Genomic DNA, 16,815 nt, shown 5'->3' on the forward strand with positions numbered 1-16,815 from the left:
TAAATAAATAAAAAATCAATATTTACTATAAGGAAAAGCCCATACCTAACATATGGGCTTTCTTTGACATTTCTTATTATTTCAAATTTGGCCAGATCTCTATAGATCGCGCACATTCCAAACAATCTCACCGCGTTCGCCAAACGTACTATGATGCCGCTTAAATCCTAACTTCTCTAACACCCGAAAAGACGCAGTATTCCAAGCGCCTACAGTAGACCATAGTCTTTTGCGCCCCGTAGCAATCGCAGCCTCCAATACCGCTGATGCTGCCTCTGTCGCATAACCCATGCGATGAGCACTGCGGAACAACTCGTATGCAATCTCCGGCTCTTCAAGCGTGGAACGACCGATAATTAAGCCACAGTAACCGATGAAATCGCCTTCGTCTCGTCTACGAATCGTGAGAAGAGAAATACCATTTTCAACTGCTATCTTGCGCTTCTCAATAAGATCGTTACGAACAGATTCAACGGTTGGCATTTCCACTCCACGTTCACCAATTAGTTCTCTAAGCCAGACTGCATCAGATTCCTCCCACATATTCAGGTCGAGTCGTTCCGTTCTTAGCTGGAACGCCATATCTTTAAATACAGATGTCATAGCGATAACCTCCTATTTATATCACTGTACTACTTATAATCGTTTCGTACTGTACCATATGGGAAACCTGCTTGATTCTCTAGATTTTCTTGCATTAAGATATATTATTGTTATTTTATACATAATTAATTTCTCTGCAAAATAGACCTTGTTATGAAACTTCATTTTAAATCTACAATATTTAATTTATAAATGATTTTAAGTTTTCACTTAATTTTTACATTAAAAAATATATCGTCCTTTCTTATTTGTTAAAATAAAGAAAAGGAGGAATGATTATGAAACGAATGGGTTTTGAACGCCCTACTGATTATTACGATGAAAGATTATATACTATCGATGAAAAGATTTGTGCTCTATTAAAAGAACGAAAAGAACTTTCAGATGGTAACCCAGGTTTTCCTCATGATGAAGCGATTTATAAATGGGCAAAGCAATACGAATTTTATCCAGACTATCTAAATTCACTATTCTCTTCCATGATGGACGAAGGTGAATTTAAACCTCGCGTCGAACCAACTAAATTCCAAAAACATATACCTGTTTGTAAAACGTATGAATATAAAGGTATCATGTATACCGTAACTTTTATTCGGCAATATGCAAACGCTAGTGTAATTTATTTATATAGCGATTGGGATTCCACGAATGAAGTTAAGCCTCATAGTTTCTTCCAATTATCAATAGATGATACATACGACTGTTGGTCAGAAGGTGGTGGCGGCACTGATGGACATATGAGTCATCATTTCGTTGTATCTCCTGCCCTTCCTAATAATTTGTTTGGAATAAGCTTACGATTTAAAGAACTCGATATGCCGTTTAGGAAAGATCAAGCTATGCTTGAATTTGAAATACAGTTGGGCTAAAAAGAGCGTAATCTAGTTAAAAAATTGACTAGATTACGCTCTTTTAGTTGCTACTTATACAGTATATGAAATTTATATCAACGATTTTCCAAATATATCAATCGTAACTTGAATTATATCAACGATTTTCTCAATATATCGACGATTCGAAACAACATATCGATTTACCGACACAGTATTATTTATGAAGCACCCACTCAATTAACTCCATTGCTGCTTTAATACGGTCCTTCGTATCACCTAAAAACAATCTATTTATATAATCCTCAAAATTAACTGGTACTATAGATAAAGTTTTAATATACTTCAAAACAGATCCCGCTGGTGGTATAGGCTTATTATTAACAGCCCATATCCCATCTAACAATGTCCAAGTTGACGTATGAACTATGTATGAAACTTTTAACTCATCATTTGCTTTTAAAGCAGATTGAATTTTAATTAACGAACTATGCAACCAATGAAAAATACCTTTCACTTTATCGCTAGAAACACGATAGTTTTCAAATTCAGATATAGCTATTCCCTTTAATTTTTTTTAGTCACCACTTTTATCAAATAAAATTTCACCTTCTAAAAATGAATATAGTTCCATCGGATTGTTTTTAAAGTTTACTAATATTTGATTAACATCTGCATACTTATATTCAACAAAAATACCTTCTCTCGTTTCAGAACGAAATTTCTTCTTTTGTCCGTTTTCTAAAAGAATATAAAAATCTAAATCCGAGTCAGGATATGCGTCACCTCTCGCGACAGATCCGATGAGCATGAATCCATTTACCTTTTCCGTACACAAGGTTTCCGCTACTATTGTTTGCACTAATTTTTTATGTTGTTCATGTTTAAATATTTGTGCTTCTAACATTTGTAACCTCCACACACATTATTAAGGAGTTATTCGTTACCTATATATTTTACTTCTCTTATATCTTTCATCTTCTACATACTTATTCAACAATTGTCAGTTCATATATAATTACATCTTCACTGCTTTTTGTTTTATCTTGAATCGTTACAATGTCTCCAGCTTTTATTTTCGAAGCGTTCACTACTTTTACCATCTCTGGCGGAACATATCCTCCATTGTTCTCTTTATTTAGCGGAAACCACTTTACCGATTTACTAGTTGCTTCTAAAATTTTATATTTAATTGTACCATCATATTTTATTTCACCAACAAGATCTTTTACTAATGTAGGTGTATATTTACCCTCTTCTTTTTCCAAAGAGATATGATCACCTATATCTAGGATACCGTTTCTTTTAGGCGCCTTCCATTTTGTTGAGTTTAAATCATTTAAACTTACTTTCACACTGTCTTCTTTATTTGAGCTAGCATCTTTTAGAAATATATCATTATGTTTCTTATCAATAATGATATACTCCTTCTGCTCTACTATGTTTGCACTGCTTTCACGTTTTTCTTCCTCATTCTTAAATACTTCTTTTTTCAAATTATTATTACTACACGCTGATAATAATATCGTTGCCAAAGATGTCATTAGTAATATTCTTTTCACTTCATTTACCTCCATTTACAAATAAACATTTATCACATCCATATTTTACTATAAATCAAAAAAAGAGGATATTTGTTTCTTAATAAACAAATATCCTCTACCATTATATATATTACGACTGCTGATAAGCCGCTTTCGATGATTTCACATAATAAACTGCGTGATCCACATTAATAATATGATCTGGTTTTGGTTTACCACGGCTCGCTCTATGTCCAGCTAAATGTTCTTCACTTGTTTCCCAGTTTTTCCAAGCTTCTTCAGATTCCCAGCGAATCATAACGACTACTTCTTCGTCGCCTCGTCTTACTTTTTTCACAAGAACACTTAAATCGATAAAGCCTTCAAATTTTTCAATAATACCTTCTCCAGTAAAACGTTCTACAACTATATTTGATGTACCTTCTTTTACTGTAAATGTTTTCGTTTCGATAAACATATATCCCACTCCTTCATTGTAATACGAATACTACTATACTTCTATTATAGTTGATTATGATAATTATTTTCAATTATAAAGTTTAGATTTTTCGAATTATGCTGTTTTCTCTTCAACTGCCCCATCTAAAAATTTGAAATATGGCAGTAAGATTCCGATTAAAGAAGTGACACATATAATTGAACCGATAATAAAGTATAGCGCTCTTACTCCCCACATTTCACTCAATATTCCCCCTACTAGCACACCTAACGGCATAGCGGATCGTATGAAAAATAATCGCACTGAAAATACTTGTCCTATCATATTGTTCGGAACTGACTGTTGGCATATCGTTGTGTTATGAACATTGAAAAATGCAATACAAATCCCTGCTATTACTTCAATTATTATTGCAATGATAATACTATGATTGAACCCTAGCGAAATGTATGTGAGTCCCCCTATAAACAATCCTCCAAGCATAAGTATACGCCGGCTTTTATATGTTACTTTACCAACTAGTATAGATCCAACTACATAGCCAAGAGGGAAACCGGCCATAAAATAACCAAATTCCCGCTGACAGCTCGCCTTTTATATAAGGAAGATTTGTAACCATCGTTACCCCAACTCCAAATTGCACGAAAGTAAGAAATATACCGAGCCAAACGATGATTGGTTTTGTGAAAAAATATGTAAAACCGTGAAGAAATTGTTCTAGCCACGTTTTCCGAATGGGTTGCGATGCTCTATTTTCTTTTATATACAGTAAGAAAGTGCCACTAACAAATAAACAAATACATACGAAAGATAATGCAAGTTTTGTTCCAATCAAATGAATGACTACTCCGCCTAATACTGGCGCAAGAAACATCATAAGGCGAGTCATTCCATCAATGTACGCATTTGCATCTTGAAGTTGTTCTTTCCCTACAATGCTCGGTGTAATTGCTTGACTTGCAGGTGTATAAAGGGGTGTAATAAGTCCCACTACAATTTGAACAACATAAATGTGCCAAACTTCTATACTACCCGAAACTAGCATCACCAAAGGTAATAAAAATACGGACGCTCGTATCCATTGTGAAAATATCATAATCCACTTCCGGCTCCATTTATCAATAAATGGGCCACTTATTAATTGCAGTATGAGTGATGGGATGAAATATAATAACCACATACTACTTAAAGCCATTTCTGACCCTGTTAACTCATATACTAGAATTGAATTACATAACGTTCCGAAACTGCCTCCTAATTCTGAGATTGCACTACCAATCCACATAAACAAGAACGAGCGATTTTTCAATTTCACACACCAACTTTTCTTTTATATTCCTCCTTTTATGTACATTCTCGTTGTTAATTATCTATTCAAAAACATATCTAATTCTTTCGCTAAAGACTGTACTGCTTTCTTTCTTAATACATATTTTCCGTCATGTATATCCACTAACTTCGCCGCACGTAACAATTTCAAATGGTGGTGTACAGTCGATTTACCAAGTTGCAATCTTTCTGTAATTTCCTGCAATGTTCGTTCTTTTTCGAACAACATTTTTACAATGCGTAACCTCGCTTCATCTCCAAGAGCTTTATGTTTTTGAACTAAAAAATAGTTCGGTTCATATGGATCTTCAGGATGGATACTTTCGTTTGCAACTGGATAATGAAATACTTTCGTATCTTCAACATCCGCCTCAATATTCCACGGTCTGTACGTTATTTGCGGGATAAGAAGAACGTGATGAACACTTGGTTCTGGCATATAATGAACGCCACCTGTAGCCCACTCGACAAACTCTTCTGGTTTCATCTTTTTATTCATTTCATTCTTTGCTTCATAATCTCGTTTGAATATAGAAAGTATTTCTTCTTCCTCTTTCTGAATAACGCTCTCATACCAACCTGTCATAACAGCAATTAAATGGGCTTTCAGCACTTGTACATCAACATCGCATATAAAACGAATATAAGTAGAGAAAAACTGATGATCTTTTGTCAGTTCCATTAGTTCATGTATTGCAGTTACATCTGTACTTGCAGCCAAACGTCTTTTCTCCTCATACTTCTCCCCTAAAAACGGTAAACATATATACTTCAAATCTTCTTCTGAAAGTGAATCGATTGTAGTATGAAACTGCGATACATCGTGAAAATCTTCTTCATACAACAACTGAAGCAATGCTTTCCACGTATTATGTTCTTCGACAAATTGTAAGTGCTCTCTCATTTCTTCTGTTAATGAATTCTTAATTTCTTCCCATTCATTTTGGCTCTTTTCAAGAGTATCAATTAACCGCTTATGAGTAATCGCAGCAATTCCAAGCGCACATTCGAAAAGTATCGAATATTTCACTTGAACGTTATAAGTTTCCCTCTTTCTACTCGTTATGTGATAGACCTCCATTTTTATCCCTCCTTGTTTGTTATATATTAAATTCTATGTTTATCGAATTTTACCTTCTGCATTTTTAGAATTAACAAAATTTTAGTTGAAATACATTCATTCTAAATTAAGAAGAATAGGAGCTTTTTTATATACAAATAATAAGCCTCAAGGAGTTGTTGACATGTATTTCATATTGAATATGTTAGGGATTTTCGTTGTCATATTAATTGTTTACTTATGTTCGCCTAATAAAAAACATATAAAATGGAGACCAATTGTAATTCTCATCATATTGGAGCTTTTTATTACGTGGTTTATGTTAGGCACAAAGCTAGGCAGTATTATCATTAATAAAATTGCTTCATTTTTCAGTTGGCTACTGGCATGTGCGAATGAAGGAATTCGATTTGCATTTCCTTCTGCTATGGAAAATCAAACAATTGATTTCTTCTTTAGCGCATTACTTCCTATCATTTTTGTTATCACGTTCTTTGATATTCTTTCTTACTTTGGAATCTTAACTTGGATTATTGATAAAGTAGGTGCAATTATTTCAAAGATTTCTCGTTTACCAAAGTTAGAAAGCTTCTTTTCGATTCAAATGATGTTTTTAGGGAACACCGAAGCGCTTGCTGTTGTTCGGGATCAATTATCTGTTTTAAAAGAAAATCGTCTGCTGACTTTTGGAATTATGAGTATGAGTAGCGTCAGCGGATCCATTCTTGGTGCTTATTTATCAATGGTTCCAGCAACATATATTTTCAGCGCAATCCCATTAAACTGTATTAACGCATTAATTTTAGCCAATGTATTAAATCCTGTGGAAGTTTCGAAAGAAGAAGATGTTGTTTATTCACCTTCCAAACATGAAAAAAAGGATTTCTTTTCTACTATTTCCAACAGTATGTTAGTCGGGATGAATATGGTTATCGTTATTTTAGCTATGGTAATTGGATATGTAGCTTTAACAGCATGTTTAAATGGGATTTTAGGATTTTTTGTAACGGGTTTAACAATTCAAAAAATCTTCTCTATTATCTTTAGTCCTTTCGCTTTTTTACTCGGTTTATCGGGCAGTGATGCTATGTATGTAGCTGAACTAATGGGGATCAAAATAACGACGAATGAATTTGTTGCAATGATGGATTTAAAATCAAACTTAAAGTCTTTACAACCGCATACGGTTGCGGTTGCCACAACATTTCTAGCTTCTTTTGCTAACTTTAGTACGGTAGGTATGATTTATGGAACTTACAATTCATTATTTGGCGGCGAAAAATCATCAGTCATCGGGAAAAATGTTTGGAAGCTTCTTGTGAGCGGAATGGCTGTTTCCTTATTAAGCGCTATGCTTGTTGGGCTTTTTGTATGGTAAATAATTTTTAAAATAAAAGACACCCAAACGAATTGAGTGTCTTTTATTTTTATTTTCGAATTTGTCCATTTCCACGAATGACGTATTTTGTAGAAGTTAATGCAGGAAGCCCCATTGGTCCCCTTACGTGTAGCTTTTGTGTACTGATGCCAATCTCAGCTCCGAATCCGAATTCAGATCCATCAGTAAAACGAGTTGATGCATTGTGATACAGCGCAGCAGCATCAACAGATACGAAAAATTTGCTGACGTTTTCCTCGTTTTCTGAAATAATCGCTTCAGAATGCATAGATCCATACGTATTTATGTGGTGAATCGCTTCTTCTATAGAAGAAACTAATTTAACTGCTAGCGTGAGAGATAAAAATTCTGTCCCCCAGTCTTCTTCTGAAGCAAGTACAATTGATGAATCAATTGCCAATGCTTTTTGATCACCACGTAGCTCCACGCCTCTTGCCTTCAAAGAAGAAAACAACTCGCTACCATATTGCTCTGCCCACTTCTCATGAAGTACAATCGTTTCAATTGCATTACATACAGATGGACGCTGCGTTTTTGCATTTATAATAATATCAAATGCCATTTGTTTATCCGCTGTTTCATCAATGAAAATATGACAATTTCCCGCACCTGTTTCAAGTACTGGAACAGACGCTTCCCTCACAACAGTATCGATTAATTGTTTGCCACCTCTTGGAATAAGAACGTCTAGATAATCATTCATTGTAAACAACTGCTTCGCACTATCTCGCGTTGTATCTTCTATAAGCTGTACACTTTCTTCTGGTAAGCTTGTTTGTTTGAGCGCTCTGTGAATAACGGCAACAATGGCTTTATTAGAATGAATAGCAGAAGAACTACCACGTAATATGACTGCGTTTCCTGTCTTCAAACAAATAGTAGCAGCATCCACTGTTACATTCGGTCTTGCCTCGTAAATCATCCCAACAACACCAAGTGGTACACGCATTTCCTGAATAGATATTCCATTTGGCCTTTCCCATGCACTTACACATTCCCCTACAGGATCACGTAATTCAACTAGCTGCTTAATCCCTTCTGTCATATCAACAATACGCTGTTCATTCAGCATAAGGCGATCAAGGAGAGAATCAGAAAACCCTTTTGCCTTACCTTCTTCTATATCTCGATTGTTTTCCTCTAAAATATAAGCTGTTTCATTTATTAATTGATTTGCAATTGCAGCAAGTGCTTCGTTTTTTTGATCCGTATTTTTAAGCACAAGTTCTCCAGCGATTTCTTTCGCTTTTTTTCCCTTTGCTAACACTTCATTCATTTTTATTTCCTCCTTTTTGATCCCTCTTCTTAAAGTGAAACCCAATGATCTCTATGGATGACTTCATAACTATGCCTTTCGCCTCTTGCTTGAATATGTTGACTTTGCATACCTTTTATCTCTCTTAATTCCTCTGCACTATATGTGCATTGTCCTTTTCCAATTACGCGCCCTTGTTGCGTCATTACTTCTACAACATCGCCAACTTTGAAAAATCCTGACACATTTGTAACACCAGCAGGAAGAAGACTTTTACCATGCTGAATGATAGCTGTAGTTGCTCCGGCGTCTATTTCAATTTGACCGCTAACAACCGAATGCAAGGCAATCCACTGCTTGTTCATCTTCATTTCTTTTTGAGGGGCATTTCCGACATACGTTCCGTCACCTTTCCCCTTCAAAACATCAACAAATTTCTCTTGTCCACGTCCTGTACCGATAAATACACTTACCCCAAGAGATAGCGCCGTCTTTGCAGCATCAATTTTTGATTTCATACCGCCAGTCCCAAGTTTTGAGCCAGCATCTCCAGCAAGAGAAGCAATTTCTTCTGTAACTTCAGGAAGGAAATAATATTTTTTCGCATCCTCATTTTTCTGAGGATTTTTATCATATAAACCGTTCACATCTGTAAAAATCATAAGCATATCTGCCGAAACAAGTCCGCTTACTAAAGCTGACAGCATATCATTATCACCGAACGTTAACTCCTCTAAAGAGATGGAATCATTTTCATTAATGATTGGAAGAGCAGAACGGTTTAGTAACTCTCCTAACGTCGCGTAAGCGTTACTATATTGTTCTTTTCTAGAAAAATCACTTCTCGTCAGCAATAGTTGCGCAGTAACGATACCGTATTTACGGAATTCCTCCGTGTATGCCTGCATTAACAAACTTTGTCCGACAGCCGCTGCAGCCTGTTTGCCTTTAATTGTTACAGGTCTGCTAGGGTATCCTAGAGCAGAAAAACCTGCAGCAACGGCCCCAGATGTAATTAACAACACTTCATGCCCTTCCTCTTTCAATCGAGCTAATGCGGCAACATGATCTGAAAGTTGTTCTTTAGAAATGCCTCCATGACTATCCGCCAAAGAACTGCTCCCAATCTTTACAACTATTCGCTGTTTCTTCACTTTTTTATCCCCCAAGTCTAAAATCAAAGTTTTTTATACATTACATTTCTATTCATACAGCTTGCAGCGATTTCTATTCTTATGAGTGCTGCACGTAGCCTATTTAAGAGCAAAATAAAAATGACCGCTTCGCCCTTAATAAAATAAAAAGGACGAAACGGTCATTGTTCCGCGGTACCACCTTAATTGATATACATAGATATCCACTTGGTGCCTATAACGCAGGCGAACGCCTAAACTTTCATTTAAGACTCAGGGATAGGTTCGATATATTCTATACGAGGAATCTTTCAGCCGGTGAATTCCACTCTCTGTCGCAAGAAGACATATGTACTATTTCCCTTCAACGATTTTCGGTTTAATTTTTTTATATTATGCGATATAGTTCGATTTGGTGTCAAGAGGTATTTTAAAAAATAAATAGAGTAGCAAGTTACTTGCATGAAAAGATTGCTCTACTGAATGAAAATACAAATCGATATAAGTTCAACTCATATTTATAAACATAAACCTTACATTATAGTGTATATATTTACATAATGTCGAATATAATTAATTTTTTATCTTTTGGTGTTGCAAAAAGGAATATATTCTCTTAGAATGTTTCTTTATATTGCACAGAGATGTTATTGTTATATTAAGATAACACTTTCGAAATGATATAATTTATTAAAAAGGAGCCAGATTGAATTATTATGGATAAACAAATTGGATTCATCGGATGCGGAAATATGGGAATGGCTATAATTGGCGGGATGCTAAACAAAAAGATAGTGTCTTCAAATAAAATCATGTGTTCAGATTTAAACACGACGAATTTAGAAAATGCTAGTGAAAAGTACGGAATAACTATAACTACTGACAACAATGAAGTCGCTAAAAATGCTGATATTTTAATTTTATCAATTAAACCAGACTTATACCCATCAGTAATTAACGAAATTAAAGAAGTGATAAAAAACGATGCTATCATCGTTACGATCGCTGCTGGTAAAAGTATTGAAAGTACTGAAAATGCCTTTAATAAAAAATTAAAAGTTGTACGAGTAATGCCTAATACTCCTGCTCTTGTTGGAGAAGGAATGTCAGCATTATGTCCGAATGAAATGGTGACAGAAAAAGATTTAGAAGATGTGCTAAACATTTTCAATAGTTTTGGTCAATCAGAGATTGTAAGTGAAAAGTTAATGGATGTTGTAACATCTGTAAGTGGCTCTTCACCAGCATACGTATATATGATTATAGAAGCGATGGCAGATGCTGCTGTACTAGATGGTATGCCAAGAAATCAAGCATATAAATTCGCTGCTCAAGCAGTATTAGGCTCTGCAAAAATGGTACTAGAAACAGGAATACATCCAGGTGAATTGAAAGATATGGTTTGTTCTCCTGGCGGAACAACGATAGAAGCTGTAGCAACTTTAGAGGAAAAAGGCTTACGAACAGCCATCATTTCAGCTATGCAACGTTGTACACAAAAGTCTGTCGAACTATCTGGTCAAACGAAAAAGTAAAACTATAAATTCACATGAATGTAATTAGAAATGCACTACATGATAAACGGCCAAACTCGAATTTACTTGAGTTTGGCCGTTTTAGTTGTTAATTATATTAAAATAATTTCATTTTCCCCTTCCCTACTATACTTGTGTAATTTTATTAGAAACAAGTAATTTTTCAATGCAAATCGGTAACATATCTAATAACATTTCAAATGCGTAATTTACATCTAGACGTTCTGTCCATTGATGGGCATCTTTTCCTACCGGCCCCATATTTAATACTGGAACGTCAAATTCTTCTAGTTCCTGAAGTGGAATTGAGTAACCTTTATCCCATAATGGCATATTGTCTACAAGTGAACTCATTGAATGTAATGGATTTTGTAAGCCCACATAGCTTAAATCTGAAATTCCTCCAAAATAGTTTTGGTTTTCAAATGAAATATTATGATTGAAGTTTGCATACTTTTCCATCTCTCCAACTACCTCTTTAATTAATTGGTTGTTGCGTGAACTTACAGCTGGATAATATGGCGGAGCAAAGAAAAGTACAATCATCGGTGCTTTTTCTTTACATAAGATGGCTAATTTATCTACTAAATCAATCGTTACCGCACGATCATCTTTATCTTCTCTATTTTTTATAATGCTAAATTGAATTTCATTTATTTTCTCTTGCCCATGTTGTTCAATTGCATATGCGATAAGCTCTTCATACGTTAATACATTCACCTTCATATTAGGCGGTATAAACGGATTATATTTAGAAAAACGATATGCTTGCTTTTCATATTGCTCTTCTATTTTCTCTGCTACTTTCGTTACTTTTTGACGTAGCAATGAAACGACATCTGTCATTGATTTTTCTAATAAAAACAAATTAAATAACGTGACGGCACGATGCGGAATTTGTACAGAGTAATCCTCCTTTAAGTCCCTTTGAAGTAAATTAGTTGGCGGAGGACTCGCTTCTCCTTCTACAATATCACAAAGGTCTGTATTTAACTCTAATTCTGCTGTTATTAATGAAGCCATATAACTCCCATTTAAGCCTGCAAAAGGTTCACCTACATGTGTTTCTTTACCATAGCAAAGAAAACCAGGTAACACCTTACCAATAGAACCAGTATAAATATATTTCTTTTGATCACCAGGATGTCTTGCAAACATAGGCTCTGAATTTAGTACCGTTTTATACTCTAAATCATGTTCTCTTGCTAATTCTAGTAATCTTGGAATAGCAGCTCTCATCCCTACCGAGTTTACTTCTTCATCTGGTACAGCCAATAAAAGAACATTCCCATCAAATCTTCCTTCGCAAGCTTGCTCAATCATTGCCATTTGTAAAGCTAGACCGCATTTCATGTCCATTGTTCCTCTACCAAACAACCATTCTCCTTGTTCTATATCTTCACGTACATGGTCTGGAAGCTCATCTTTATGAGCATAAAACATAGACGTTAACTTTTTAGGATTGAATGCATCTTCTTTCCACACTCCGTAATCTTGTACATCTACAACATCAAAGTGACTTACTAGAATTACGGTATTTTTTGTACGATCGCTTTTCTTTACTAGTGCTGTAACAAAATATCTTCCGTCCCCTGTCGGATTTTTTTGCAAATGGTGCGGATTTTCTTTGAAATACTGTAAATCAGATAATTGTTCCACAACGAAGTCTGGCAATATCACTTCAGCTTCTGTACCTGTAATACTAGGAATTTCAACAAGACCGCTTAATAATTGAATCAATTGTTCTTTTGATTGCCACTTTGACATATAAATCCCCCTATTTTTCCGTATTATGAAAACGAATTCCAGTATATGAATAAAAAATGACGACAGCTATCAAAACTATAGTTCTGATGTACTGCCGATTTTTATTGATATTTCATGAGCTGCTTGTTTCACCTTACTAATAAGAAAAGAAAGTCGATCATCATTAATGCGATGACTAATTAACCCCACACTTAATGCTCCTACTACTTTATGATTAAATCCGATAATAGGTGCAGCTACTGAAGCTGTCCCTTCTGTTTTTTCTCCATAACTGACAGCATATCCTTCGTTTCTTATTTGGTTTATTTGCTCAAGAAGAATTTGCTTTTGTTCTGGTAAAGCAGAAAGTAGCTGCTCAACAATATATTCCATCTCATTCTGTTTCATATTGGCAAGCATCGTTTTATTTGCGGCACCAATCGAAAGAGGAATCTGTTCCCCTAGATTATCAATAACTCGAATTTTTAATGGGCTATCAATTCTTTCAATGATAATAGAATGTGTTCCATTTGGAATGTTCAAATACACACTTTCTTCCACTTCAGAGGCTAATCGCTTCATCACTTCTCTTGCCACAGATCTGTAGTCTACTTTCTCCAATTGTCGTAATCCTATTTCCATCCACATCGGTCCAATTTTGTACTGTTTCGTTTCTGAAATTTGCATAACTAGCCCATGCTCGATTAGAGAATTAAGTAATCTATGTACTGTACTAACTGGGAGATGTGTTCTGTCCGCTATATCAGAAATGGCCCAATACTCTTTTTCATTAGTAGAATTTAATAACTTTATAATACTTATCGCTCGATCAATGGACTGTACCATAACTCACCTCTACTTCACTTGTAATATATTAGTACGCTCAATTACCTATCAATGTAACAAAAATCCGAAATGAAATCAATCTATTTATTCAATTTTCTAAAAATAAAAATATACTGCGAACGATAATTTGAAAACGCAAACAAAAAAATATTGACTTTTCTTTTTAATTATCTGAAAATTATAACAAGATTTCACATCCCGGAATATATTCCACAATACGGAAAAACATCAAACTTTATTCTATCAACTACGAAAGTGAGGAAAACAATGGCGCAAGTAAATAATACAAACAATGAATTAAAACGTACGATGAAAAGTAGACACTTATTCATGATTGCACTCGGTGGTGTGATTGGAACGGGGTTATTTAACGGATCTGGCTTTATTATAAGTCAGGCTGGACCTGGTGGTTCCGTACTTGCCTTTATTGCTGGTGGATTATTAATGTATTTCGTTATGCTATGTCTTGGTGAGCTTGCTGTAGCCATGCCTGTTTCAGGTTCATTCCAGGAATATGCCACTAAGTTTATTAATCCTGCAACTGGTTTTACAATCGGATGGTTGTATTGGTTAAGCTGGGCGAATACGACCGGCCTTGAATTTACAACTGCCGGCATTACAATGCAGCGCTGGTTTCCTGATATTCCTGTTTGGGTTTGGTGTTTACTATTTGGCGTTACGATCTTCACGATTAACGCACTATCTGCTCGTAGTTATGCAGAAACAGAATTTTGGTTTTCAAGTATAAAAGTATCTGCCATTATCGCTTTTATTATTCTTGGCGGCGCCGCTATGTTCGGTTTTATCGATTTAAAAGGCGACGAACCAGCTCCGCTATTATCAAATTTCGTAAATCATGGTGGTTTATTCCCAAATGGACTTGCAGCTATCCTATTAACAATGGTTACAGTCAATTATTCCTTCCAAGGTACAGAACTTGTCGGAATCGCAGCAGGTGAAAGTGAAGATCCAGCAAAAACTTTACCTCGTTCTATTAGAAATATTATATGGCGCACGATGTTTTTCTTCGTCTTAGCAATCTTTGTTCTCGTTGCTTTAATTCCTTGGGAAGAAGCAGGATTAACAAAAAGTCCGTTCGTTGCTGTTTTTGATAATATCGGCATTCCATATGCGGCTGATATTATGAACTTTGTTATTCTTACTGCTGTTCTTTCTGTCGCAAACTCAGGACTGTACGCGGCAACTCGTATGCTTTGGTCATTATCCAAAAATGAAATGGCTCCAGCCTTTTTAAAGAAATTATCATCACGAGGAATACCTTTGAATGCTTTAATTATGACAATTGCTATTTCTGCTTTTTCTCTTTTAACAAGCGTTGTAGCTGCTGAAACGGTTTACTTATGGCTCATTTCCATTTCTGGCGTCATAACAATCATTGTTTGGATGTCAATTTGTGTCTCTCAATTCTTTTTCCGTAAACATTATTTAGCAGACGGCGGAAAATTAGAGGACTTAAAGTTCAAAACTCCACTTTATCCACTTGTACCAATACTTGGTTTTGGATTGTACGGCATTATATTAATCAGTCTAATCTTTATCCCAGAACAACGACTTGGAATCTATTGCACTGTACCATTTATTATCTTTTGCTACACTTATTATCACTTAAAAGTTAAGAAAAGAATTTCTACTAACACTAATAGTGAGACTAAAATTAGCGAGACGATGTAATACCCTGCTTATATAAAAGACCGCACATGGCTTTCACTTCATGTGCGGTCTTTTATCATTTTAATTCGCTTTAAAATTATATAATGGCTTAATAATATGCTTTATATCTACTGTCTCTTTCGTATTTTCGATAATTTCACCCATTGGCTTATATACCATTGGTGCCTCATCAATTGTGCTTTCTACCACTGATGTAGTCCACACCTCTGTCATCGTATTTTGAAATTCCTCTAGACTGAATGATTCTTTAGCCTTCTTACGACTCATGATACGTCCTGCCCCATGCGGACCAGAAAAATTCCAGTCTGCATTACCTTTACCAAATGCAATAATTGAACCATCCCTCATGTTAATTGGAATAATGACTCGTTCACCTTTCTGAGCTGAAATAGCACCTTTTCGTAGAATCATATTTTCTATGTCTATATAGTTATGTATTGTAGTAAACTGATCCGTAATTTTCCAGTCCATTCTCGTAACAATTTCATCAATCATTGCTTTACGATTTAACTCAGCATACTTTTGAGCAATATTCATGTCATTCATATAATCTTTGAATCCCTGTCCTTCTAAATAAGCTAATTCTTTTCGAATATTAGGCTTCTTTATTCCACGTAAAGTTTCTTGTATTTCTTTTTCTCTCCCCTCTTTCATTAATCTCTTAATAATCTCATCTTTCATTGATGTAACATCAATGAGTTGTTCATATGCGAAGTTCTGATAATACTCTGCTATTTGCTTTCCTAAATTACGAGAACCACTATGAATGACAATATATACATTCCCTTTATCGTCTTCATTTAGTTCGATGAAATGATTCCCTCCCCCAAGAGTACCTATACTTTTTTGAGCGCGTTGTAATGTAAATGGAGCTCTCACACCATCAAAATCAATCATTTTTGAGAATCGATGTTCTTTATCTCGGATACGAAAACCACTTGGAACAAATTTACGAATTGTTTCGTCTAAATAATCGAAATTAATTTCTTCTTTTTTCTTATCAATTACAACAACTTCCATACCACAACCAATGTCTACCCCTACAAGATTAGGAACAATTTTATCTTGTATTGTCATTGTTGTTCCAATCGTACACCCTGCTCCCGCATGTGTATCTGGCATAATACGAATTTGACTATCCCTTACAAATTCTTGATTACAAAGATCAATAATCTGCCCAGTCGCCGTCTCATCAACGTTATTTGTAAATACTTTCGCTTCATTATATTTTCCTTGTAATTTCAACATCTTTCCTGTCCCCTCCCTTTTGAAAGAATTATTTTATTACGTTGTTTCTGTTCTTATCATTACTCTCCTCTACCTTCTGCTTTCCATTATATATGTATGATATCCTTCACAATAATAAAAAATAATGATGTTTTATCTTATTTACATAATATGATT

At 35.0% G+C, this 16,815-nt stretch carries 13 protein-coding genes, 2 pseudogenes and 1 other annotated feature; of the genes and pseudogenes, 4 read left to right on the forward strand and 11 right to left on the reverse strand.

The window, feature by feature from the left end; translation table 11 throughout:
* Positions 1-99: 99 nt before the first annotated feature.
* Positions 100-603 (reverse strand): GNAT family N-acetyltransferase, encoded by a 504-nt coding sequence (locus tag PDK19_RS12265; RefSeq protein ID WP_000204934.1) that lies wholly within the window; start codon positions 601-603, stop codon positions 100-102.
* A gap of 272 nt (positions 604-875) precedes the next feature.
* On the opposite strand from PDK19_RS12265, the gene PDK19_RS12270 reads away from it, so the two are divergent.
* Complete coding sequence (locus tag PDK19_RS12270) at positions 876-1,472, forward strand: hypothetical protein (protein WP_070806326.1); 597 nt, start codon at positions 876-878, stop codon at positions 1,470-1,472.
* 178 nt (positions 1,473-1,650) lie between these two features.
* Here the strand turns inward: PDK19_RS12270 and PDK19_RS12275 are convergent.
* The 5 genes and pseudogenes from PDK19_RS12275 to PDK19_RS12295 form a co-directional block, all read right to left on the reverse strand.
* Positions 1,651-2,340 (reverse strand): annotated as a pseudogene (locus tag PDK19_RS12275) (nucleotidyltransferase domain-containing protein).
* An 82-nt stretch (positions 2,341-2,422) separates the two neighbouring features.
* The gene (locus tag PDK19_RS12280; RefSeq protein ID WP_049113929.1) at positions 2,423-3,010 is read right to left on the reverse strand and encodes a hypothetical protein; all 588 of its coding nucleotides are present in this window, start codon (positions 3,008-3,010) and stop codon (positions 2,423-2,425) included.
* A gap of 97 nt (positions 3,011-3,107) precedes the next feature.
* A complete protein-coding gene (gene hmoA / locus PDK19_RS12285; RefSeq protein WP_000469503.1) occupies positions 3,108-3,434 on the reverse strand; it encodes a heme-degrading monooxygenase HmoA in 327 nt (108 codons plus the stop codon).
* Between the two features lie 96 nt (positions 3,435-3,530).
* Positions 3,531-4,701: pseudogene (locus PDK19_RS12290) on the reverse strand (MFS transporter).
* An 81-nt stretch (positions 4,702-4,782) separates the two neighbouring features.
* On the reverse strand, positions 4,783-5,826 hold the full coding sequence (locus tag PDK19_RS12295) for an ArsR/SmtB family transcription factor (RefSeq protein WP_000454569.1): 1,044 nt from the start codon (positions 5,824-5,826) through the stop codon (positions 4,783-4,785).
* Between the two features lie 163 nt (positions 5,827-5,989).
* On the opposite strand from PDK19_RS12295, the gene PDK19_RS12300 reads away from it, so the two are divergent.
* Positions 5,990-7,183: a NupC/NupG family nucleoside CNT transporter gene (locus PDK19_RS12300; RefSeq protein WP_000273608.1), complete on the forward strand. Its 1,194-nt coding sequence runs from the start codon at positions 5,990-5,992 to the stop codon at positions 7,181-7,183.
* A gap of 49 nt (positions 7,184-7,232) precedes the next feature.
* Here PDK19_RS12300 and proA read toward each other — a convergent pair whose 3' ends face one another.
* On the reverse strand, positions 7,233-8,480 hold the full coding sequence (gene proA, locus PDK19_RS12305; protein ID WP_270707182.1) for a gamma-glutamyl phosphate reductase: 1,248 nt from the start codon (positions 8,478-8,480) through the stop codon (positions 7,233-7,235).
* Positions 8,481-8,509: 29 nt separating this feature from the next.
* Positions 8,510-9,613, reverse strand: coding sequence for a glutamate 5-kinase (gene proB, locus PDK19_RS12310; RefSeq protein ID WP_000744725.1), 1,104 nt, complete (start codon positions 9,611-9,613; stop codon positions 8,510-8,512).
* A gap of 145 nt (positions 9,614-9,758) precedes the next feature.
* Positions 9,759-9,969, reverse strand: a binding site (T-box leader).
* 339 nt (positions 9,970-10,308) lie between these two features.
* On the opposite strand from proB, the gene proC reads away from it, so the two are divergent.
* Positions 10,309-11,127, forward strand: coding sequence for a pyrroline-5-carboxylate reductase (proC, locus tag PDK19_RS12315; RefSeq protein ID WP_262722929.1), 819 nt, complete (start codon positions 10,309-10,311; stop codon positions 11,125-11,127).
* Positions 11,128-11,253: 126 nt separating this feature from the next.
* On the opposite strand, the gene PDK19_RS12320 is transcribed toward proC, so the two are convergent.
* Positions 11,254-12,894: a M20 family metallopeptidase gene (locus PDK19_RS12320; RefSeq protein WP_262722930.1), complete on the reverse strand. Its 1,641-nt coding sequence runs from the start codon at positions 12,892-12,894 to the stop codon at positions 11,254-11,256.
* Positions 12,895-12,969: 75 nt separating this feature from the next.
* Entirely contained in the window at positions 12,970-13,719 is a 750-nt protein-coding gene (locus tag PDK19_RS12325) for an IclR family transcriptional regulator (RefSeq protein ID WP_000250762.1), read from the reverse strand.
* Between the two features lie 267 nt (positions 13,720-13,986).
* Here PDK19_RS12325 and PDK19_RS12330 point away from each other — a divergent pair, with 267 nt between their 5' ends.
* The gene (locus tag PDK19_RS12330; RefSeq protein WP_000079961.1) at positions 13,987-15,411 is read left to right on the forward strand and encodes an amino acid permease; all 1,425 of its coding nucleotides are present in this window, start codon (positions 13,987-13,989) and stop codon (positions 15,409-15,411) included.
* Positions 15,412-15,471: 60 nt separating this feature from the next.
* On the opposite strand, the gene PDK19_RS12335 is transcribed toward PDK19_RS12330, so the two are convergent.
* Entirely contained in the window at positions 15,472-16,659 is a 1,188-nt protein-coding gene (locus PDK19_RS12335; RefSeq protein WP_049111682.1) for an RtcB family protein, read from the reverse strand.
* Positions 16,660-16,815 lie beyond the last annotated feature (156 nt).

The sequence above is a fragment of the Bacillus cereus group sp. BcHK124 genome, assembly GCF_027712065.1.
In the GTDB taxonomy this organism is placed as follows: Bacteria; Bacillota; Bacilli; order Bacillales; family Bacillaceae_G; genus Bacillus_A; species Bacillus_A pacificus.